The sequence below is a fragment of the Streptomyces sp. NPDC034086 genome, from assembly GCF_055575515.1.
Map to the genome: position 1 here is coordinate 33,842 of NZ_JBVISM010000005.1, position 21,710 is coordinate 55,551.

The 21,710-nt window shown below is 75.0% G+C and carries 18 protein-coding genes; 6 read left to right on the top strand and 12 right to left on the bottom strand.

All coding sequences use genetic code 11. The features are described 5' to 3' along the window. Positions 1-112 precede the first annotated feature (112 nt). Entirely contained in the window at positions 113-3,337 is a 3,225-nt protein-coding gene (locus ACZ514_RS14810) for a TIM-barrel domain-containing protein (RefSeq protein ID WP_469124862.1), read from the top strand. Positions 3,338-3,383: 46 nt separating this feature from the next. On the opposite strand, the gene ACZ514_RS14815 is transcribed toward ACZ514_RS14810, so the two are convergent. Both ACZ514_RS14815 and ACZ514_RS14820 read right to left on the bottom strand, forming a co-directional pair. Continuing rightward, positions 3,384-4,736 carry an MFS transporter gene (locus ACZ514_RS14815; protein ID WP_469124863.1) on the bottom strand — a complete coding sequence of 451 codons (1,353 nt, stop codon included), beginning with the start codon at positions 4,734-4,736 and terminating at the stop codon, positions 3,384-3,386. Next, entirely contained in the window at positions 4,733-5,356 is a 624-nt protein-coding gene (locus ACZ514_RS14820; protein ID WP_468168063.1) for a TetR/AcrR family transcriptional regulator, read from the bottom strand. The genes ACZ514_RS14815 and ACZ514_RS14820 overlap by 4 nt, the downstream gene beginning before the upstream one ends. Before the next feature lie 111 nt (positions 5,357-5,467). On the opposite strand from ACZ514_RS14820, the gene ACZ514_RS14825 reads away from it, so the two are divergent. The 3 genes from ACZ514_RS14825 (at position 5,468) to ACZ514_RS14835 (ending at position 8,936) form a co-directional block, all read left to right on the top strand. After that, on the top strand, positions 5,468-5,821 hold the full coding sequence (locus tag ACZ514_RS14825) for a PRC-barrel domain-containing protein (RefSeq protein ID WP_468168066.1): 354 nt from the start codon (positions 5,468-5,470) through the stop codon (positions 5,819-5,821). Between the two features lie 90 nt (positions 5,822-5,911). Then, positions 5,912-6,829, top strand: a complete 918-nt coding sequence (locus ACZ514_RS14830; protein ID WP_469124864.1) for an aldo/keto reductase — start codon at positions 5,912-5,914, stop codon at positions 6,827-6,829. Between the two features lie 49 nt (positions 6,830-6,878). After that, positions 6,879-8,936 (top strand): prolyl oligopeptidase family serine peptidase, encoded by a 2,058-nt coding sequence (locus ACZ514_RS14835; protein ID WP_469124865.1) that lies wholly within the window; start codon positions 6,879-6,881, stop codon positions 8,934-8,936. A 57-nt stretch (positions 8,937-8,993) separates the two neighbouring features. Here ACZ514_RS14835 and ACZ514_RS14840 read toward each other — a convergent pair whose 3' ends face one another. From ACZ514_RS14840 to ACZ514_RS14850, 3 genes are all read right to left on the bottom strand, one after another. Continuing rightward, positions 8,994-11,069 carry a SpoIIE family protein phosphatase gene (locus ACZ514_RS14840; protein WP_468696686.1) on the bottom strand — a complete coding sequence of 692 codons (2,076 nt, stop codon included), beginning with the start codon at positions 11,067-11,069 and terminating at the stop codon, positions 8,994-8,996. Between the two features lie 176 nt (positions 11,070-11,245). Next, entirely contained in the window at positions 11,246-11,743 is a 498-nt protein-coding gene (locus ACZ514_RS14845; RefSeq protein ID WP_469124866.1) for a hypothetical protein, read from the bottom strand. A gap of 181 nt (positions 11,744-11,924) precedes the next feature. Further along, a complete protein-coding gene (locus ACZ514_RS14850) occupies positions 11,925-12,176 on the bottom strand; it encodes a hypothetical protein (RefSeq protein ID WP_468168080.1) in 252 nt (83 codons plus the stop codon). A gap of 156 nt (positions 12,177-12,332) precedes the next feature. Between ACZ514_RS14850 and ACZ514_RS14855 the strand changes: the two genes are divergently transcribed. After that, positions 12,333-13,070, top strand: coding sequence for an SOS response-associated peptidase (locus ACZ514_RS14855; protein WP_468696691.1), 738 nt, complete (start codon positions 12,333-12,335; stop codon positions 13,068-13,070). 23 nt (positions 13,071-13,093) lie between these two features. On the opposite strand, the gene ACZ514_RS14860 is transcribed toward ACZ514_RS14855, so the two are convergent. After that, entirely contained in the window at positions 13,094-13,726 is a 633-nt protein-coding gene (locus ACZ514_RS14860; protein WP_469124867.1) for an HAD family hydrolase, read from the bottom strand. Between the two features lie 5 nt (positions 13,727-13,731). After that, positions 13,732-14,487: a DeoR/GlpR family DNA-binding transcription regulator gene (locus tag ACZ514_RS14865; RefSeq protein WP_468168086.1), complete on the bottom strand. Its 756-nt coding sequence runs from the start codon at positions 14,485-14,487 to the stop codon at positions 13,732-13,734. Positions 14,488-14,703: 216 nt separating this feature from the next. On the opposite strand from ACZ514_RS14865, the gene ACZ514_RS14870 reads away from it, so the two are divergent. Further along, positions 14,704-15,798, top strand: a complete 1,095-nt coding sequence (locus ACZ514_RS14870; RefSeq protein ID WP_468168088.1) for an MFS transporter — start codon at positions 14,704-14,706, stop codon at positions 15,796-15,798. Here the strand turns inward: ACZ514_RS14870 and ACZ514_RS14875 are convergent. From ACZ514_RS14875 to ACZ514_RS14895, 5 genes are all read right to left on the bottom strand, one after another. Continuing rightward, positions 15,780-16,169 (bottom strand): GntR family transcriptional regulator, encoded by a 390-nt coding sequence (locus ACZ514_RS14875; protein ID WP_468696697.1) that lies wholly within the window; start codon positions 16,167-16,169, stop codon positions 15,780-15,782. The genes ACZ514_RS14870 and ACZ514_RS14875 overlap by 19 nt on opposite strands. A gap of 147 nt (positions 16,170-16,316) precedes the next feature. Then, positions 16,317-17,303, bottom strand: coding sequence for an ABC transporter permease (locus tag ACZ514_RS14880; protein ID WP_469124868.1), 987 nt, complete (start codon positions 17,301-17,303; stop codon positions 16,317-16,319). Next, positions 17,300-18,244 carry an ABC transporter ATP-binding protein gene (locus ACZ514_RS14885; RefSeq protein WP_469124869.1) on the bottom strand — a complete coding sequence of 315 codons (945 nt, stop codon included), beginning with the start codon at positions 18,242-18,244 and terminating at the stop codon, positions 17,300-17,302. Before ACZ514_RS14885 ends, ACZ514_RS14880 begins: the two co-directional genes overlap by 4 nt. Positions 18,245-18,363: 119 nt before the next feature. Then, positions 18,364-20,265 carry a helix-turn-helix domain-containing protein gene (locus ACZ514_RS14890; protein WP_468696703.1) on the bottom strand — a complete coding sequence of 634 codons (1,902 nt, stop codon included), beginning with the start codon at positions 20,263-20,265 and terminating at the stop codon, positions 18,364-18,366. A 17-nt stretch (positions 20,266-20,282) separates the two neighbouring features. Next, entirely contained in the window at positions 20,283-21,638 is a 1,356-nt protein-coding gene (locus ACZ514_RS14895; protein ID WP_469124870.1) for an MFS transporter, read from the bottom strand. Positions 21,639-21,710 lie beyond the last annotated feature (72 nt).

Genomic DNA, 21,710 nt, shown 5'->3' on the forward strand with positions numbered 1-21,710 from the left:
TACCGGACTACTTCGAGCAGGTTCCTTCAAATCGGCCGCCCGCGTCCGCTATCTTGCCGGGTGCATGCCAAGGCGGTGTGTCCGCGATCCGGACCGCACGAGGAGCTGCCCCATGAGTCCGACGAGACTGTCCCTGAGGCGCGACCGGCACGACCCCCCACCCCGGCACCACCGCCCCGGCCGCCACCGGACCCGCCTCGCGGCCCTGCTCGCCGCCGCGCTCGCGGCCGCCGGCCTCGCCGCGGCCGGCCCGGCCACCGCCCGCGCGGCGGCCGCCGCCCCGGCCGCCACGGCGGGGACGGTCACCGGCCTCTCCCAGTCGGGCGCCACCTTCACCGTGAGCACCTCCAGCGGGGCCAAGGCCCGCGTGGTCGTCGCCCGCGCCGACATCTTCCGCCTCTGGCTCTCCCCCGACGGGGCCTTCACCAACGACCCGGCCGGCTCCGACCTCGCCCCCACCACCGACTTCGGCCCGGTGAACGCCCGGTACACCGACGCGGGCGGCTACTTCCGGATCACCACCGGAGCCCTCTCCATCCGGGTCAACAAATCGCCCCTGCGGTTCTCCGTCTACCGCGCCGACGACTCCACCCCCGTCTGGCAGGAGACCCAGCCCACCAGCTGGGGCGGCGGCAGGACCACCCAGTACCTGGCGCGCGGCGCCGACGAGCAGTTCTACGGCACCGGCCTGCGCCTCGGCGAATGGGCCCTGCGCGACAAGACCGTGCCGGTCGCCGTCGACAACAGGTGGCGCGAGAACGACAACGCCAGCCCGGCCCCCTTCTACATGTCCACCAACGCCTACGGCGTCATGCGCAACACCTGGGCCCCGGGCTCGTACGCCTTCAACGCTCCCACCACCCTCACCCACGACGAGACCCGCTTCGACGCCTGGTACTTCACGGGCGACTCCCTCAAGTCCGTCCTCGACGCCTACACCGACGTCAGCGGCAAACCCTTCATGGCGCCGATGTGGGGCCTCGAACTCGGCAACGCCGACTGCTTCAACGCCTCCAACCCCGACTACCAGGGCGACCACGACCGCCCGCGCCACCAGACCACCCCCGACGTGGTGGGCTACGCCACCGACGCCCGCGCCGCCGACATGCCCTCGGGCTGGTTCCTGCCCAACGACGGCTACGGCTGCGGCTACACCGCGCCCCTGAAGTCCACCGTCGACGCCCTGAAGGCCAAGGGCTTCCAGACCGGCCTGTGGACCTCCACCGGTCTCGGCTCCATCGCCGACGAGGTCGCCGCCGGCAGCCGCGGCGTCAAGACCGACGTGGCCTGGATCGGAGGCGGCTACAAGTACGCCTTCCAGGGCGTCCAGCAGGCCGTCGACGGCATCGAGAAGAACTCCGACGCCCGCCGCTTCGTCTGGACCGTCGACGGCTGGGCCGGCACCCAGCGCAACGCCGTCGTCTGGACCGGGGACACCCACGGCACCTGGGACGACATGCGCTGGCACGTCCCCGCCCTCGCCGGCGCGGGCCTGTCCGCCCTGAACTACGCCGCCGGCGACATCGACGGCATCTTCGGCGGCAGCCCCAAGACGTACGTCCGCGACCTCCAGTGGAAGGCCTTCACCCCCGCCTTCATGACGATGTCCGGCTGGGGAGCCACCAACCCGTCGGCCGGCTACCAGGACAAGCAGCCCTGGCGCTTCGCCGAGCCCTACCTGTCCATCAACCGCACGTACCTCCAGCTGAAGATGCGGCTGATGCCCTACCTGTACACGATGAGCCGCACCGCCCACGAGAGCGGCGTCCCGAGCACCCGCGCCATGGTCCTGGAGTACCCCGGCGACCCGGTGGCCCGCGGAAACCTCACCAGCGGCCAGTTCATGGCGGGGGACTCCTTCCTCGTCGCGCCGGTCGTCTCCGACACCTCCGTCCGCGACGGCATCTACCTGCCCGCCGGGACCTGGACGGACTACTGGACCGGGAAGACGTACGCCGGCCCGGGCTGGCTCAACGGCTACCGGGCGCCCCTCGAGACCCTGCCCCTGTTCGTCAAGGGCGGGGCGATCGTGCCGATGTGGCCGCAGATGAACCACACCGGCGAGAAGCCCGTCGACACCCTCACCTACGACATCCACCCGCGCGGGAACTCCTCCTTCAGCCTGTACGAGGACGACGGCCGCACCCGCGCCCACGAGAGCGGCGCCTTCGCCCGCCAGCGCGTGGACGTCAGCGCACCGGCGGCCGGCTCCGGCACGGTGACCGTCTCCGTGGGCGCCCCCACCGGCAGCTACGCCGGACAGCGGACGGCCCGCGGCTACGAACTGACCCTCCACGTGGCCTCCGCCCCCACCGCCCTCACGGTGGACGGCGCGGCGCTGCCCCGCCTCGCCGACAAGGGCGCGTACGAGGCGGCCGCCACCGGATGGTTCTTCGACCCGGCCGACCGCGCCGGTGTCCTGTGGGTCAAGACCGGTACGAAGCAGGGCGCGTTCGGCGTCACCGCCGCCGGCACCTCCGTCCCGGCGGCCGACCCGGTCCCCGTCACCTCCCCGCCCGTCCCGCAGACCGCCTGGAAGCTGGTCTCCGCCGACAGCCAGGAGACCGCCGCCGAGAACGGCGCCGCCGTCAACGCCTTCGACGGTGACCCCGCCACCCTGTGGCACACCGCCTGGTCCAGCGGCAAGGCGGCGGCCCTGCCGCACGAGATCAGCATCGATCTGGGCGCCCGCTACCGCGTCGACGGCCTCGGTTACCTGCCGCGCCAGGACGGCGGGGTCAACGGCCGGATCGGCGGCTACGAGGTCTACGTGTCCGACACCACCGGCGACTGGGGCGCCCCGGTCGCCACGGGAACCTTCGCCGACACCCCGACGGCCAAGTCCGTCGCCCCGGCCCCCAGGACCGGCCGCTACCTGAGACTGCGGGCCCTGACCGAGGCGGGCGGCCGCGGCCCCTGGACCAGCGCCGCCGAAATCACCCTCACCGGCCGCCCCGCACCGCTCCCCGCCGACGCCACCCTCGTCAACGCGGCCTCCGCGCGCTGCCTGGACCTGCCGCACAGCGACACCACGCCGGGCACCGCACCCACCCTCTACTCCTGCCACGGCGGCCCCAACCAGCGCTGGACCCTCCACGACGACGGCCGCCTCACCGGCCTGGACGGAATCTGCCTCGACGCCGCGGACCCCGCGCGGATCACCGTACGGACCTGCGCGGCCGGCCCCGCGCAGACCTGGCAGCCGGGCCCGGACGGCAGCCTGCGCAGCGCCGGCCAGTGCCTCACCCCGGCCGGCTCCGGCACCGCCGACGGCACCGGCCTCACCCGGGCCCCCTGCACCGGCAGCGCGGCCCAGCGCTGGACCTTCACCCCCTGACCCCCTCCGGGGTCCGGCCCGGCCCCCCACGCCGGGCCGGACCCGCCTACCGCGTGACCCCACCGCCCGCGCCCGCCTCCACCAGGGGGCGGGCCCGCCCCGGCAGCAGCCACGCCGCCACGAGACCGAGGCCGGCCAGCGCCGCCAGGGCCGTCAGCGGCCCGCCCGCCGTACCGGCCCCCGAGGCACCCGCCCCGGCCCCCGCCGCGACCGCGATGCCCAGGCTCGGGCCCACGTTCATCGCCGTCTGCTTGAGCCCGCCCACCACGCCCGCGTACCCGGCGGGGGCGTCGCCGACCACCGTCCCGGTGGCGGTGACCATCACCGCCGCGAACCCGGCCCCCAGCACCCCGAAGGCCACCGCGCCGCCCGCGTCCAGCCCGGCGGTGCCCAGCACCGTCAGCGCCGTTCCCGCGACCGCCGTCCGCCGCGCCCCGTACCGGCGCAGCGCGGCCCCCGCGACCGGCGCCCCGGCCACCATCAGCGCGGTCAGCGGCAGCACCCGCACCCCGGTGGCCAGGGGGCTGAGGCCCCGTACGTCCTGGAGCAGGAACGTCGCCGTGAACAGCGCCCCGAACATGCCGGCCGACACCGCAAGCAGCAGCGCCATCGACGCCGCCACCGGCCGCGACCGTGCGACCGCGGCCGGCACCAGCGGCAGTTCCGCGCGCCGCTCACACCGCACGAACAGCGCCCCGAGCGCCGCGGCCGCCCCGAGCCCCAGCAGCGTCGGCCCGCCCGTCCACCCGTGCCGCGGCACACCGGCCAGTGCGTGCACCCCCACCGCCAGGCCGGCCGCGAGCAGCACCGGAGCGCCGGGCCCCAGCCGTCCGGGCTCCCGCCGCTCCGGCGCGGGCACCCGTAGCGCGAGGGTGAGGGCGGCGATCAGCAGCGCGGCCGGCACGTTCACCAGGAACACCGCCCGCCAGCCCAGCAGCGCGACCAGCACCCCGCCCAGCAGCGGTCCCGCCGCCGCGGCCACCCCGATCGCGCCGGTCCGTACCGCGACCGCCCGGCCCAGCCGCTCCGGCGGGTACGCCAGCCGCAGCAGGGCCAGCGTCGCGGGCTGCAGCAGCGCCCCGAACACCCCCTGCACGGCGCGCAGCGCGATCACCCAGCCGACGCCGGGCGCAAGGGCGATCCCCGCCGAGGCGGCGGCGAAGCCGAGCACGCCCGTCAGCAGCAGCCGGGAGTGCCCGTAACGGTCCCCGAGGCGCCCGGCGAGGACGAGGAAGGCGGCGACGGCGAGCAGGTAGGCGGTGCTCGTCCACTGCACCTCGGCCACCCCCGCCCCCAGATCGCGGCGCAGGGCCGGCTGCACCACGACGAGCACCGTGCCGTCGAGGGCGACGAGCATCGCCCCGGCCACGCTGACCAGGAGCGCGAGCCGGGCCCTCACGTGCCCTCCGCCCCGAGGTGCGCGTCGACCACGGCGTCCACCACCGCGTCCAGGAGCGGGCGGCCGTTCCCGGCCGGGTCCGCCCCGGCCGGGTGGACGCCCAGCACCAGCGGCAGACTGCCGTAGCCCCACAGCTGGGCCGCTCCGTGCAGCCCCGCCCACAGGGCGGCCGCCGTCACCTCGGGCCGCTCCGCCCCGCACCCGGCGACGAGCCGGGTCAGCAGCGCGAACAGGGGCAGGGTCCGCTCCCGCAGGCGCGGGGCGCCGGAGGGTTCCCGGCCGGTGCTGTCCAGCAGGTCGTGCCGGAACATCAGCTCGAACATCCCGCGCTGCTCGAGCGCGTAGCCCACGTAGACCCGTCCCAGTGCCCGGACGTGCGCGCGGGGCGCGGGTTCCCCGGCGCCGGCCGCGGCGAACCGGGCGCCGAGATCGGCGAACCCGCGCCCGGCGATGGCCGACAGCAGCGACTGGTGCGTGGGGAAGTACCGCCGGGGCGCCCCGTGCGACACCCCGGCGCGGCGGGCGATCTCCCGCAGCCCGAGCGAGCCGGTCCCCTCGCTGGTGACCAGCTCCACCCCGACGTCGATCAGCCGCTCACGCAGCGGCGCTTCCGATTCCATGCCCCTGTCTAACACGAGGCGTAGACAGTGTCTACTGGCAGGTTCCGCAGGTTCCCCCCGCACCCGCCGGGTAGGCGCCGGGCAGCAGCGACCGCACACCGGGAGGCCGACATGGGAAGCGGAATCTGGGGCTACGCGAGCGGATCGGGCCACGCGCCCGGCACGGACCTCATCGGCTTCACGGTCGAGGCGGCCGACGGACCCATCGGCAAGGTCGACCGGCACACCGACGACGTCAGCCGCTCCTACCTCGTCGTCGACACCGGCCCCTGGATCTTCGGCCGCAAGGTCGTCATCCCGGCCGGCGTCGTCTCCCGCGTCGACGCCGGGGAGAGGACCGTCCACCTCGGCTGCACCCGCGACCAGGTCAAGGACTCGCCCGACTACGAGAAGAACGGGCGGCACGAGGACGAGCCCGCCTTCGTCCGGCTCGTCGAGACCCACTACTCCGACCCCCACATGTGAGGAGGACCCGGGACGGCCGCCGCCGGACACGCCCCGGGCCCGCGGGGAAAACCCCTGGTGGACGGCAGCCCCGCAAGTGATCATCTCCGGATGACCACCGACACGATCACCGCCTCGGCCTCGGGCACCTGGACCCTCGGCGACCTCCGGGTCAACCGCATCGGCTTCGGCACCATGCGCCTGCCGCAGAACGGCCCCGCTCTCCGGGCCGACGCCGCCTCCGGCGACCGCGCCCGGGCGATCGCCGTCCTGCGCCGCGCGGTGGAACTCGGCGTGAACCACATCGACACCGCCGCCTTCTACTTCTCCCCGCTCCGCTCCGCCAACGAACTGATCAACAGCGCCTTCGGCGGGTCCTACCCCGACGACCTCGTCATCGCCACCAAGGTCGGCCCCGCCCGCGACGCCTCAGGGGAGTGGGCCGACCACGCCGGCCCGGGACAGCTGCGCGGCCAGGTCGAGGAGAACCTGCGCCAGCTGGGCCGCGACCACCTCGACGTGGTCAACCTCCGCGTCCTGCCCGCCCAGCCCCACTTCGCCGAACGCTTCGCAGCCCTCGCGGAGCTGCGCGAGGCCGGGCTCATCCGCCACCTCGGCGTCTCCAACGTCACCCCCGAACAGCTCGCCCAGGCGCAGACCATCGCACCGGTCGTCTGCGTGCAGAACATGTACGGCATCGGCGTACGCCCCGAGTACGACGACTTCGTACGCTCCTGCGGGGAGCAGGGCATCGCCTTCGTGCCCTTCTACGCGATAGCCGCCGCCGGCGGCCCGAGCGGCGCCGCCGGCACCGAGAGCGAGGAACTGCGGTCCGTCGCCCGCGCCCACGGCGCGACCCCCGCCCAGGTCCGCATCGCCTGGACCCTCCGGCAGGGACCCCACGTCCTGGCCATCCCCGGCACCGGCAACCCCGACCACCTGGCCGAGAACGTGGCCGCCGGCGCCCTGCGCCTCACCGGGGAGGACCTCGCCCTGCTCGACGGCCTCCACCGCACGGCGGCGCCGTAGCCGGCCGGCTGGCCCCCGCCGCCCCCGCCGCGTCCGGCACAATCGGCGGATGAGCGAAGAGACCCCCGTCGGCTCCGGCGGCCCGCACGACCAGGACCCCTACCTCTGGCTGGAGGACGTGGAGGGCGAGGAAGCGCTCTCCTGGGTCCGGGAGCGCAACGCGGAAACCGTCGCCGCGCTGGCGACCCGGCCCGCGTTCAAGGAACTGGAGCGCGAGGTGCGCGAGGTCCTCGACGACGACGGGCGCATCCCCTACGTCGTCCGGCGCGGCCGCCACCTCTACAACTTCTGGCAGGACGCCGCCCGGCTCCGCGGCGTCTGGCGGCGCACCACCCTCGAGGAGTACCGCACCGGGAACCCGGCCTGGGAGACCCTCCTGGACCTCGACGCGCTCGCCGCTGCCGAGGGGGAGAAGTGGGCCTGGGCCGGCAGCGCCGTACTCGGCCCCGACCACCACCACGCCCTGGTCATGCTCTCCCGCGACGGCGCCGACGCCTGCGTGGTGCGCGAGTTCGACCTGCGGACGGGGGAGTTCGTCCAGGACGGCTTCACCGTCGAGGAGGCCAAGACCCGGGTGGACTGGATCGACGCCGACCACCTCTGGATCGGCACCGACTTCGGCCCCGGCTCCATGTCCCCGTCCGGCTACCCCCTCCAGGTCCGCCGCTGGCGCCGGGGCACCCCCCTCGCGGAAGCCGAGAAGGTCTACGAGGGCCGCCCCGACGACCTGTCCGCCACCGGCTGGCACGACGACACCCCCGGCTTCGCACGCGACTTCCTGTCCCGGCAGATCGACTTCTGGAACGGGGAACTCTTCCTGCTCCCCGACGACCCCGCCGGACCGCCCGAGAAGATCGACGTACCGGACGACGCCGTCGCCGGGGTCCACCGCCAGTGGCTGGTCGTCCAGCCGCGCTCCCCGTGGCTCGGCCACCCCGCCGGCAGCCTGCTCGCCTTCGTCTTCGACGACTTCCGGGCCGGCGGGCGCGAGGCCGCGGTCCTGTTCACCCCGGACGAGCGCACCGCCCTCGCCGGCTACAGCTGGACCCGCAACCACCTCCTGCTGCGCACCCGCGCCGACGTCTCCTCCCGCCTGGAACTGCTCACCCCCGGCCCGGACGGCTGGAGCCGCGCCCCGCTCGACGCGGTACCGCCGCTGTCCACGGCCTCGGTGGTGTGCACCGACCCGGACGAGAGCGACGAGTACTTCCTCGACGTCACCGGCTTCCTCCAGCCCTCCACCCTCTTCCGCGGCGAGGCCGGAACCGAGGGCGCGGAGGTCCTCAAGCAGGCGCCCGCCCTCTTCGACACCTCCGGGCTGCGGGTGAGCCAGTACTTCGCCACCTCCCCCGACGGCACCCGGGTCCCCTACTTCGTCATCGGGCCCGAGGACCGGCCCGGCCCGGGCCCCGCCCTGCTCTACGGCTACGGCGGCTTCGAGATCTCGATGGTCCCCCACTACAGCGCGGTCACCGGCCGGACCTGGCTCGCGCGCGGGGGCACGTACGTCGTCGCCGGCATCCGGGGCGGCCGCGAGTACGGGCCCGCCTGGCACCAGGCGGCCCTCGGCGCCCACCGCGTCCGGGCCTTCGAGGACTTCGCCGCCGTCGCCCGGGACCTCACCGCGCGCGGCATCACCACCCCCGCCCAGCTCGGCATCGAGGGCGGCAGCAACGGCGGCCTCCTGATGGGCGCGATGCTCACCCGCGACCCCGGGCTCTTCGGCGCCGTCGTCGCCCACGTCCCGCTGCTGGACATGCTCCGCTTCCACAAGCTCCTCGCCGGAGCCAGCTGGACCGCCGAGTACGGCAACCCCGACGACCCCGCCGACCGGCCCCACCTGGAGCGCATCTCCCCCTACCACCGGATGCGGGCCGACGGACCCGCGTACCCGCCCCTGCTCCTGCTCACCTCCACCCGGGACGACCGCGTCCACCCCGGCCATGCCCGCAAGGCGGCGGCCCGGCTGCGCGAACTGGGCCACCCCGTCCTCTTCCACGAGCACATCGGCGGCGGCCACTCCGGCGCCACCGACCACCAGCAGACGGCCTTCAACGAGGCGCTCGTCGCCACCTTCCTCTGGGAGCACCTCACCCCGCCGAGGTGACGGTACGGCGCACTCCGCCGGCGCACTCCGCCGGCCGGCCGGTCCGGCCGGCCCGGCTCAGGCGAGGGCGCGGGCGATCAGGAGGGCGACGTCGTCGTGCGTGTCGGGCCGGCGCAGCGCCGAGAGCAGCAGGTCGCAGGTCTCCTCGAGGGGGCGGTGGGGGCCGGCCAGGAGGTCGGTCAGGGTCAGCAGGCGGGCGTCGATGTCCTGGTCGCGGGTCTCGACCAGCCCGTCGGTGTAGAGCACCAGCTCGTCGCCCTCCCCGAGCGCCACGGCCGTGTTGCCGAAGGGCACGCCGCCCACGCCCAGGGGCACGGCCGTCGGCAGCCGCAGCAGCCGGGGCGGCCGGCCGCTGCGCAGGTGGACGGGCGGCAGGTGGCCGGCGGTGGAGATGTGGCACAGCCGGCTGTGCGGGTCGTAGACGGCGTAGACACAGGTGGCCATGGCGTCGCCGAGGTCGCCGGTCGCGGCGTCGAGGTGGGTCAGGACCGTCGCCGGGTCCAGGCCGAGGCGCCCCAGGGCGCGGGCGGTGGCCCGCAGCTGGCCCATGGTCGCCGCCGCGTTGATGCCGCTGCCCATCACGTCGCCGACGACCAGCGCCGTCCGGTCCCCGGTGAGCGGGATGACGTCGAACCAGTCGCCGCCGGTCTCGTCGGCCGCCCCGGCGGGCTGGTACCGGTAGGCGATGCCCAGTCCGGGGGTCGCCGGCGGGTGCTGGGGCAGCAGGTGCCGCTGGAGCGCGAGGGCGGCGTGGCGCTGGCGCTGGTACCAGCGGGCGTTGTCGATGGAGACGGCCGCGTGGGCGGCGAGTTCCGAGGCGAGCAGTACGTCGTCGGGGCCGAACGGCACGGGGTTGCGGGCGCGCTTGAGGTCGAGGGTCCCGAGGACCTGGCCGCGGGCGATCAGCGGCACGGCCAGGTACGAGTGGACCCCCGCCTCGGCCAGCAGCCGCGCGGCGTCCCCGTCGCGGGCGATGCGGGGCAGGTCCTCGGGCCGGACGTGCGGCAGCAGTTCGGGCCGGGCGGTGCGGGCGCAGCGGGCCACCAGCCGCTCGGGGCGGTACGAGGCCACGTCGCCGACGGGGTCGGCCGCCGCCTCGGCGGGGGTGCGGTAGGCCGCCTTCACCGCGAGCGCGCGGAACCGTACGCCCCGGTCGTCGTCGGCGGCGGTCTCGCCGGGCCGGGGGCCCGTCAGGATGGTGTCGAGGACGTCCACGGCCGCGATGTCGGCGATCTCCGGGACGGCGACGTCGGCCAGCTCCCGGGCGGTGATGTCCAGGTCGAGGGTGGTGCCGATGCGCACCGAGGCGTCCGCGATCATGGCCAGCCGCCGGCGGGCGTGCGCGGCGGACACGGCGGCCCGGTGCTGTTCGGTCACGTCGACCACCGACACCGCCACGCCGATCACCCGGGCCGCCTGGTCCTCCAGCCGGTAGATCGACACCAGCCAGGCCCGTTCACCGGACTCCCCGGAGAGCCGGCCGGTGGTGAACTGGTCCAGCACCGGTACGCCGGTCGCCATCACCTCGCGCATCCGGGCCTCGACGGCCTCCGCGTCCAGGAAGGGCAGGACGTCGGAGACCCGCTGCCCGAGGTGTCGCTCGGCGGGCACCCCGTTGATGCGCTCCAGAGCCGGGTTCACCAGGACGTACCGCAGCGCGGGATCGAGGACGGCCAGGCCGATGGGGGACTGGTCGACCATGCGCAGCGACAGGGCGAGGTCCCGTTCGACGCGGCGCAGCGTCGCCTGCTCGGAGGCCAGGCCCAGTGCGTAGAGCCTGCCGTTGGAGGCCTGGAGGCGCATGTTGCGGAACTCGACGAGCACGCTGTGGCCGTCCCGGTGGCGCACCGGGAAGGAACCCGCCCACGCGCCCTTGCCCGACATCACCCGGGCGAACAGGTCCAGGACCTCGTCGCGGTGCCGTTCCTCCACCAGCAGCGCGGCGGCGTACTGCCCGAGCGCCTCCTCGGCCGGGTACCCGAAGAGGGTCTCGGCCTGCGGGCTCCACAGGCTGATCCGGCCCTCGGAGTCCAGGACCACGGCGGCCACGCCGAGCACGTCGAGCAGACCGCCCGGCGCCGGAGATCCCGCTCCGGGGCCGCCGGCCGGCGGTTCGGGCTGCGCATCGGCCATCGCCGGCCTCCTCACCCGGGCGCGGACTCCCCACCATGCTGATGCCCCGTCCCGGTCCCGGCGACCCGGTCGGGGCTATCGGTGGTGGTCTCCCCGCCGTCCGAGCGGGGCCGGGGCGCGGCGGGGTCCCGCCGCCCGGTGGGGACGGCGGGGCCGCGCCGGTGGTCCGGCTCCGGTCAGTGGAAGAGCATGGACGCGCCGCCGGCCGCGGTGGTCACGGATCCCGGGCACAGGAAGCTGCCGGAGACCTTGGTGGCGGTGAAGGCCTGGTTGAGGTACTTCCCGGTCGCCGCGTCCAGGCCCCACAGGATGTTCGCGGCCTTGTAGCGGCAGGACACGAAACTCTGCTGCCCGGTGATGTCGATCAGGTCGGTGCGGGCGGTGGTCCCGGCGGCGTCGAAGGTGAAGGCCGGGTTGTTGTTCAGGGTGGCGGTGATGCCGCCGTCGCAGGCCAGGTTCCCGCCGGGCCTGTTGATGGTGGTGCGGTCGACGGTCAGGGCGTTGGGGGGATTGGCGCTGGTGCGGGCGTTGGTCCAGGTGCAGGTGTTGCCCGCGACGACGATGACGCCGTCGACCTTCTGCTCGGCGGTGGTGCCGAAGGCGGCGGCGCTCGTGACACTGCCGGCCGTGGCCGCGAGGGCCAGTGCGGCCACGGCGAGTTTCGCACGGTGCATCATGTCGCTCCTCTGTGACACGTCCTTGTGGGGGTGTGGTGCGAGGGCGGTGCGGAGTGCGCCACGGAATGTGTCACAGCGGTCCTGAAATGTCATGTGCACTTCATCAATTGGCCGGAATGCGGCCCCGGGCGGGGAGTGACGCGGGCAGGGCCGGGCGGGCGCCCGGGAGGGAGGAGCGTCAGGGGACGTCCGTGTCCGTCGGCTCGGCCTCGTAGACGTGCGGGGCGTCCCCCTGCCACTCGATCAGCGAGGGCGCGCCGCCGAGCACCACCTCGTCGGGGTCCGGGACCTCCGCGCGGCGCAGGAACTCGATCACGTCGGCGTCGGTGTGGGCGGTGCCGAGGGGCGCGTCGCGGCCCTGGACGCGCAGGGTGACCCGGCGGCCGCCCGAGGGGGAGATCCGGTGGACGACGATCGGCGCGTGCTCCATGCCTCCACCCTGGAGCCGGACCGCCGCCGGCGCATCCGGGCGCGTCCGGGGCGCATCCGGGGCGCGTCCGGGCTCGTCCTCGTCTCGTCCCGGTGCGGACACGTAGGGGCGGACGCCTCGGCGCGGACCGGAGCGGCGCGTGGCAGGCTGGGGGACATGTGCGGCCGATACGTCTCCACGCGCGGTCCCGAGGACCTGTCGGGCCTCTTCCACGTCCCCGGACCCCCCGCCGGGCCCGAGGCGCCGCCCAGCTGGAACGTCGCCCCGACGGATGCGGTGTGGGCGGTGCTGGAGCGCGCCGACCGGGAGAGCGGGGTCCTCGAACGGCAGCTCAGGGCGCTGCGGTGGGGGCTGGTGCCGTCCTGGTCGAAGGACCCGGGCGGCGCGGCCAAGATGATCAACGCCCGGGTGGAGACGGTCGCCGAGAAGCCGGCCTACCGCCGGGCCTTCGTCAAGCGCCGCTGCCTGCTGCCCGCCGACGGCTTCTACGAATGGCGGTCCGTCCCGGCCGCCGGGTCCGCGAAGGCGTACAAACAGCCGTACTTCATCAGCCCGCAGGACGGCACGGTGATGGCGATGGCCGGTCTGTACGAGTTCTGGCGCGACCCGTCCGTCACCGACCGGGACGACCCGGCCGCGTGGTGGGCGACCTGCACCGTCATCACCACCGAGGCCACCGACGCCGCGGGCCGCGTCCACCCCCGGATGCCGCTGGCCCTGGCGCCCGCCGACTACGACGCCTGGCTCGACCCCGCGCACGAGGACCCCGACGCCCTGCGCGCCCTCCTCGCCACCCCCGCCGAGGGGCGCCTGGAGGTCCGCGCGGTGTCCACGGCGGTCAACGACGTGCGCAACAACGGCCCCGAACTCCTCGAGGACGCCCCGGTCTCCTGAACCGGCGGCGCCCCCGGGGCGGGTCACCCGCCCGCGCCCCGTCCGCCGAGGGAGCCCCCGGCCGGCCCGAGTGCCCGGCGCAGCGCGGCCGCGGAGGTGAAGCGGTGGCCCCGCATGCCGAGGGCGAGGGCGGCGTCGACGTTCTCCTGCCGGTCGTCGACGAACAGGATCCGGTCCGGGGCCGCGTCCAGCGCCCGCAGGCACCAGGCGTACGCGCCGGCCGCCGGCTTGGCGTGGCCGATCCGGCAGGACAGGCCCAGCGCCTCGAAGTGGGAGAGCCAGGGGTGGCGGCGCTCGTAGTGGGCGGCCAGTTCCTCCGGGATGTTCGACAGGAGCGCGATCCGCCGCCCGGCGGCGGCCAGTTCCCCGATCAGCTCCACCATCTCCGCGTCCACGGCGCTCCAGCTCGCGACGTCGGCCTCCACGAGCGCGGTGACCCGTTCGGGACCGAAGCGGGTGCCGAGGGCTTCGGCCACCAGGTGCCAGTACCGCGGTCCGCTCACCCCTCCGCTGTCGTAGGGCGGCCGCAGCGCCCAGTAGGCCTCCCAGAACGCGTCCCCGGGCACACCGGCCGTCGCGACCAGGCGTTCCCTGCCCACCGGTGACTGGTGACGGGCGATGACGCCGAACATGTCGAACAGCAGGATCTCGTCCACGGCCCTCACACCTTCCGTACGGTGACGCCGGCCGCGGCCAGCGCGTCGGTCTCGTCCCGCGGTGCCTCCTGGTCGGTGACCACGGCGTGCAGCGCGGAGGCGGGCAGCACGTGCGCGAGCGCGGTGCGCGACAGCTTCGCCGACTCGGTGACGGCGATCACGCGGCGCGCGGAGCCGATCGCGGCGCGCTTGACGGCCGCGTCCGCCAGGTCGTAGGCGGTCAGGCCGTGCTGTGCGCTCAGGCCGCAGCATCCGATGACCGCGGTGTCGAAGCGCAGGGCGGCCAGGGAGGCCTCGGTCAGCGGCCCGGTGAGGGCGAGTTCGCCCTTGCGCGGCGCCCCGCCGGGCAGCAGCAGCGTCATGCGGGGCGCGTCGGTGAGGGCGTTGGCGGCGTGCAGGGACAGCGGCATGACGGTGAGCCGGCGGTGGTGCAGGGCGCGGGCCACCTCCAGGCAGGTGGTGCCGCTGTCCAGGACGACCGACTCCCCGTCCGCCAGCAGCGCCGACACCTCGGCGGCGATGCGCCGCTTGACCTCCAGCCCGTCCCGGGCGCGCAGCGGGAACGGGGGCTCCTCCCCGCGCAGCAGCAGGCTCCGCGCCCCGCCCCGGTAGCGCTCGAGCAGACCTTGCCCGGCGAGGACCTCCAGGTCGCGGCGGATGGTCATCTCGGAGGCGCCGGTGAGCTCCGCGAGTTCCGTGACGGTGCGGCTGCCGCTCGCGCGGACGGCGTCGGTGATCTGTCTCAGACGATCTGCACTCATACCCGAATAGAACAACATGAGTGTTCGAAACGCAAGTTCCGCACATGAATGATGTTTGTTATGTTCGATCACATGCAGCCACTCCTACGGTCTCGAGGATTCCGAGGGCTCCCGGCCCTCCGGGGATTCCGAGGACCCCACGCGCCGCCCCCTTCCGTACGCCTGCGCAGGGCGCGGCGGGTCACGTTCGCCTACTTCGCCCTCAACGGCTTCGTCATGGGCATGTGGATCGTGCACATCCCGGTGGTGCAGCGGCGCACCGGCGTCGACCACGCCCTCCTGGGCTGGCTCCTGCTCCTCCTCGGCGCCGGCGCCTTCGCCGGCATGCGGGTGGCCGGGCCGCTCGCCGACCGCTTCGGCGCCCGTACGGTCGTCCCCGCCGGCGCGGCCCTGTGCGCCGCCGCGCTGGTGCCGCCCGCGCTGGCCGGCGACGCCCGGACCCTCGGCGCGGCGCTGCTGCTGCTCGGCTTCGGCAACGGGTGCCTCGACGTCGCCATGAACGCCCACGCCGTCCAGGTCGAACGCGGCTACGGACGCCCCGTCATGGCGGCCTTCCACGCGGTCTTCTCCGTCGGCGGAGCCCTCGCCGCCCTGGCCGGCGCCCTCGCCCTGGACCTCGGGGTCCCGGCCGCCGCGACCCTCGGGGCCACCGCCCTCCTCGGTGTCGCCCTCGCGCTGCCGGCCGCCCCCGCCCTGCTGGGGCGCGGCTCCGGGCGGGCCGGGCGTCCGCGGCCGCGCCCCGCCGGCCGGACCTCCCCGCGCGTGCGCATGCTCGCCGTGCTCGCCTTCCTGCTGATGCTCTGCGAGGGCGTCGCCAACGACTGGAGCGCCCTCCACCTCGAGGACTCCCTCGGAGCGTCCCCCGCCACCGCCGCGCTGGCCTACGGGGCCTTCGCCACCGCCATGACCACCGGGCGGTTCCTCGCCGACCGCCTGACGGCCCGCGCCGGTCCCGTCGCGGTCCTGCGCCACGGGGCCGCCCTCGCGGGCGCCGGTCTGGCCCTGGCCGTCGTCGCGCCAGGCGTCCCGGCGGCCCTGGCCGGCTGGACCCTCTTCGGCGCCGGCCTCTCGGGCTGCGTCCCACAGCTCTTCAGCGCCGCGGGCCGCGCCGACCCGGAGGCGGCCGGGGCCAACGTCTCCCGCGTCGCGGGCCTCGGCTACCTGGGGATGCTCGCCGGCCCCGCGGTGATCGGTCCGCTGACCCGGCTCGTACCGCTCGGGCCGGCCCTGCTGCTGCCGGTGGCCTGCTGCGCCTTCGCGGCCCTCGCCGCCGGCGCCCTCCGGCCGGAGGGTCAGGGGGCGGGCGGGTAGTGCTCGCCGAGCACCGCGGCGAAGAGCGTCGACACGTCGCGGGCGCTCATGCCCTGCTCGCGCGCCTCGCGCATCCACTCCCCGAGACCGGTGCGCAGCGGGGACTCCGGGGCCGTCTGCGGGGTGGCCAGCGAGCGGGTGATGAAGGTGCCGGAGCCCTGGCGCACCTCGACCAGGCCGGACCGCTCCAGCTCGCGGTAGGCCTTGAGCGTGGTGTTGGGGTTGACCTTCGTGGAGGCCGCCACCTGGGCGGCCGTGGGCAGCTTGTCGCCCTCGCTCAGCGCCCCCATCCGCAGGGCCTGTTCCACCTGCTGGACGATCTGGAGGTAGGCGGGCAGGCCGCTGCGGCGTTCGATGCGAAACACGACCACCGTGCCCGCCTCCTTGCTGCTTCTCGATCCTTCACGGGTGACGTTCCAGCCTAGGTCGTCTGTTCCGGGTCTCGCCGGTCGAGTCCGCGGTGTCCGGCAAGAGCCGGAAGGGACGGCCAGGGGGTGTCCGGCGGTGGCGGGCCGGGGTCAGAGCGCCGAGTGCCGGGCCTGCCGCAGGAACGCGCCCACGAGGAGGGCGCTCAGCCCCAGGAAGATCCCCGCCGCGGTCCACTGCATGCCCGCCATCTGGTCGGTGCCGAAGTACTCCCAGACCGAGTTGACGATGCCGAGGGAGGCGCGGCAGCCCTCGGGCGAACTGTCGTGCACGCAGGTGCCCCAGCCGTAGAGCCTGCCGGAGGCGGTGCCGATCCACTGGTCCACCTGCACCACGTGGTCGAGCGCGGCCGGCTGGGCGGAGCCCAGCGGATAGGCGAGCGTCCGCGGCGTGGCGAGCCGCTCCCTGAGCAGCCCGGCCGCGAACAGGGCGACGGACGAGGCGAAGAACGTCACCACCATGGCCGGCAGGGACCGGCGGGACAGCGCCCCGATCGTGATGCCGAGCGAGGTGCAGAACAGGGCCGAGGACACCAGGACGGGGCCGGTGGCGCCGAACACCGGCCCGTTCAGCCAGTCCTCGGGGGCGAGCGGCCCGGCGGAATGCCACCACCACGCGTAGAGGAGGCTCAGGATCCCCGTCGGGACCGCCGCCAGCACCAGGGCCGCGCACAGCTTCCACACCAGCCAGTGGCTGCGCGGCACGGACTGGGTGGCCACCAGCCGCGCCGTTCCGTGCTCCCGGTCGGCGGAGATCAGCGGGGCGCCGAGGAGGACGCCGAACAGCACGGGCAGGAACCCGAGCGTGCTGCCGAAGGAGTCGAGTTCGTTCGCGGCCCGGTTCTGGACGGCGCTGTCGAGGGCGTGGGGGGACGTGACGGGCCAGCCGGTGGCGTGCAGGGCGTCCAGCATGGCGGCGCGCTGGTACAGGATCCAGGCGGCCCCGAGGACCGTCAGGGCGGCGCAGGTGATCAGGGCGGTGCGGTGCTGGCGCGCCAGGAGCCAGGCGAGCCCGCGCAGCCGGCGGGGGCGGGCGGGTGCGGTGTCCGGGCGGGCGAGGCCCTCGGCGGGAGCGCTCATGCGGCGGACCCCTCTCGGTGCAGGGGGGCGGCCGTGGGGGAGAGCAGCGCCGGGGCCCCGGGCGAGCGGAGGTAGGCGAGCAGCACTTCCTCCATGCTGGGCTCCGCCCGCTGCCACGCGTCGTCCAGCGGGCCCTCGCGCCGCACCAGCGCGGTGAAGTGCCGCCCGGAGGTGCGTGCTTCGATGACGGTGTGGTCGTTCAGGGAGGCGGGCAGCCCCGCGTCCGTGCTCACTCCGGTGACCAGGGTGTGCATGGGGACCAGTTCGTCGGTCTCCCCGGCCATCCGGACGCGGCCCTCGGCGAGTACGAGGACGTAGTCGCACATCGGCTCGATCTCGCTCAGCAGGTGGGACGACATCAGTACGGTGGTCCCGTGCTCGGCCGCCTCCGACAGCAGCAGGGCGGCCATCTCGTCCCGGGCCACCGGATCCAGATCGGCCATCGGCTCGTCGAGCAGCAGGATTTCGGGCCGCTTCCCGAAGGCGAGCGCGAAGGCGACCCGGGTGCGCTGGCCGCCCGACAGGTCCCCCACCCGGGCGTCCGGCGGGACCATTCCCGCGCGGACGATGCGCTCGGCCAGCGCCTGGTCCCAGGCCGGATTGAGCTCCTGGCCCAGCCGCAGGGTCTGTGCCACCGTGAACCGTTTGAACAGCGGCTTGTCCTGCGCGAGATAGGCCCACAGGGGCATGGACGCGGGGGAGCCCGCCGGCCTTCCGAAGATCCTCAGGTCACCGGCCGACGGCTGCGCCAGGCCGGCCGCCAGGCTCAGCAGGGTGCTCTTGCCCGCGCCGTTGGGGCCCACCAGGGCCGTGACGCGGCCCGCTGGTATCCGGAAGGAGCAGTCCCGCAGCGCCCAGCCCCGCCGGTACTTCTTGCCCAGCCCGCGCGCCTCCAGGGCCCATCGGCCGCCGACCGCGCCGGAAGTGGTCGTGCTCCGCACGGGCTCCCCCTTGTCAATGAATCCACTAGATGAGTAATGGAATCATGGAGTGGGGGTGGGACCCTGTCAAACGGAGGCCACGGCGATCAGGAGGCAGCCGGCCCGGGAGGCGTCGGCGGTCAGGAGGCAGCCGGCCCGGGAGGCGTCGGCGCCGACACCTGGTGCAGGCGCAGGGCCAGCTGCAGCTCCAGACAGCGGTCCGGGGACTGCCAGTCGGGGCCGAGGAGACGGCCGATCCGGTCCAGGCGCTGCACCACGGTGTTCACGTGGACGTGCAGGACCTCCTTCGCCCTCGCCTGGCTCATGCCCGACGCGAAGTAGACCCGCAGCGTGTGCACGAGCTCGCTGCCGCGCTGGGCGTCGTACTCCAGCACCGGCCCCAGCACGGTCCGTACGAAGCCCGACAGGTCGGGACGGTCACCCAGCAGCACGCCCAGGAACCCCAGGTCGGCCAGCGTGCTCCCGTCCCCGGCACGCCCCAGCGCGCGCAGCGTCGACAGACAGCGCAGCGCCTCCGCGTGCGCGGCGGGCAGCCCCGCCGGACCGCCGTCCGCCCGCGCCGCACCCACCGTGACGGGCGCCCCCACGCTCCGGCCCAGGGCCGCGGCGAGCCGGGCGGCGTCCGCCCCGGTGACCTCCGAAGGGGCCAGCAGCACCGCGTGGTCGTGGTGCACCCCGGCCAGGCCCCCGCGCTCCCGCGCGTGGTGCGCGGCGGCCGCGAGCAGCCGGGGCCGGGGAGCGCTCTCACTGTGCAGCACGAACAGGGCGTGCGGCCGGGCCAGTTCCACGCCCAGACGGCGGGCGCGCACCGCCAGGCCCACCGGATCGGCCGAGGGGCTCAGCAGGTCCCCGAGCAGCTCCCCGCGTATCCGGTCCTCGGTCTGCGCCACCGACCGGCTCAGGAGCAGCAGCAGGGCCGTGACCGTCGCCGCCCGCTCGAACAGGCGCCGCCCCGCCTCGTCCAGGCCGGGGCGGCCGGTCAGGGTGATGCTGCCCAGCAGTTCGGGACCCGCCAGCACGGCACACACCCAGGTACCGCCCTCCGCGACGGCCCGGCCGCCCGACCGCGAGGCGGCCACCGCCCCGGCCGGCGGGGGACAGGGCCCGGTCCCCGCGCGGGCCAGCTCCGTACCGTCGGGGGCGTGGACCAGGGTGCCGCCCTCCAGCAGCGCACCGATCGCGGCCGCCACCTCGGCGACGTCCCCGCCGCGCAGCACCAGACCGGTGAGCCGGTCGTGCGCCTGCTCGGCCCGGCGCAGCGCGTCGCTGTTCTCCTGGATGGTGCGGGACGCGGCGCCCAGCTCGGCCAGGGCCCGGCGCGTCTCCTCCAGCAGCCGCGCCCCGTCGATGGCGACGGCGGCGTGATCGGCGAGCGAGGACAGCAGCGCCACCTCGCGCGGACCGAACTCGCGCGGGCTGCGGTCGGCGGCGAAGAGCACCCCGATCACCGTCGGGCCCAGACGCAGCGGGACACCGAGGATGGCGTGCAGGTCCTCCTCGCCGACGGCGCCGTCGATGGGCCCGGTGTGCCGGAAACGGGGGTCGCGCTGGTAGTCCCCGGTGGCGTACGGGCGGGCCGTCTGGGCGACGAGACCGCCGAGCCCCTCGCCCATCCCGAGGCGCAGCTGCTGGAACGCCGCCGACACCGAACCGTCCGTCACCCGCATGAACGTGTCGCCCGCCGCCTCGTCGATCAGCGACAGGTACGTGACGTCGGTGTGCAGCAACTGCTTGGCCCGGTGCGTGATGGCCCGCAGCACCGCGTCCAGGTCGCGCAGCGCGGCCAGGTCCCCGGCGGTGTCGAACAGCGCGGTCAGCTCCGCCTCCCGGGTGCGGTGCCGGCCGAGGGTCCGGTGGACCTCCAGCGCCACCTCCGTCGCCTCCTCGAGGGCGGCCAGTTCCGCCTCGGAGGCACCGGCGGCCCGCGCCGCCGCCGAGGGCCGCGCGAACTCCTCCGCCGGCGCCCCCTGGGCCAGCAGGCCGAGCAGCTCCCGTATGCCTTCCGTCACGGTGGTGAGCATACGGGCGCCCGTCCCCGTCAGCCCTTGACGGGGACGGGCGGGACCGCCCCGGCGGGCCGGTCGAGGCTGCGGCCGCGGGTCTCGCGGGCGACGAGCGCGGTCACCGTGGTGATCAGCGCGGCCGCGCAGAGGTAGAGGGACACCGGCACGGACGACCCGTACTCCTTGAGGAGCTCCACGGCGATCACCGGCGCCAGCGCACCGCCGATGATCGAGGCCACCTGGGAGCCCATGGAGGCCCCCGAGTAGCGCACGCGGGTGTCGAACATCTCCGAGATGAACGCCGCCTGCGGCCCGTACATCGCGCCGTGCAGCAGCAGTCCGGCGGTGACCGCGACGGCGATCACCGGGAAGGACCGGGAGTCCAGCAGGGCGAAGAACGCGAACGCCCAGCCCGCCATGCCGACCGAGCCCACGAGGGTCACGGCGCGGCGGCCGACCCGGTCCGACAGCGCGCCCCAGAGCGGGATGGCCACGAAGTGCACCGCCGAGCCGATGAGCACGGCGTTCAGGGCGTCGCCCTTGGGGAGGTGCAGGTGGACGGTGACGTAGACCAGCAGAAAGGCCGTCAGCACGTAGTACGAGACGTTCTCCCCCAGCCGCACCCCGATCGCCGTGAGCACCCCGCGCCGGCCCGAACGCAGCACCTCGACCACCGGCGCCGCGTGCCGGGCCCCCGCCGCCTCCTCGGCCTCGGCCCTGGCCCGCGCCTCCAGGAACGCCGGCGACTCCGACACCGAGACCCGTATCCACAGCCCGACGAGCACCAGCACCCCCGACAGCAGGAACGGGACCCGCCACCCCCAGGCGAGGAACGCCTCGTCCGACTGGACGGCGGCCAGCAGCGCCAGCACCCCCGTGGCGAGCAGGTTCCCGCCGGGCGCGCCGGCCTGCGGCCAGGACGCCCAGAACCCCCGGTTCCGGTCGTCCCCGTGCTCGGCGACGAGCAGCACCGCCCCGCCCCACTCACCCCCGAGCGCGAAGCCCTGCACCAGCCGCAGCAGCGTGAGCAGCACGGGGGCGGCGCCGCCCACCGTGGCGTGCGTCGGCAGCAGCCCGATGGCGAAGGTGGCCCCGCCCATCAGCAACAGGCTCACCACGAGCAGCCGCTTGCGCCCGATCCGGTCGCCGTAGTGCCCGAACACCACCCCGCCGAGCGGCCTCGCGGCGAAGCCGACGGCATAGGTGAGGAACGCGAGGAGGGTGCCGACCAGGGGATCGCTGGCGGGAAAGAACAGGGTGTTGAACACGAGGGCGGCGGCGGAGCCGTAGAGGAAGAAGTCGTACCACTCGATGGTGGTCCCGATGAGACTGGCGGCGACGATCCTGCGTATGCCGGACGGGCTCGTTCTGCTCGCTGCGGGGGAGACCATGTGCACCACTTCCAGAGTGTCTGCGGGGACGTCGGGTGTGGCCACAACGTAGAAGTCCCCAGGGCAGCGTCA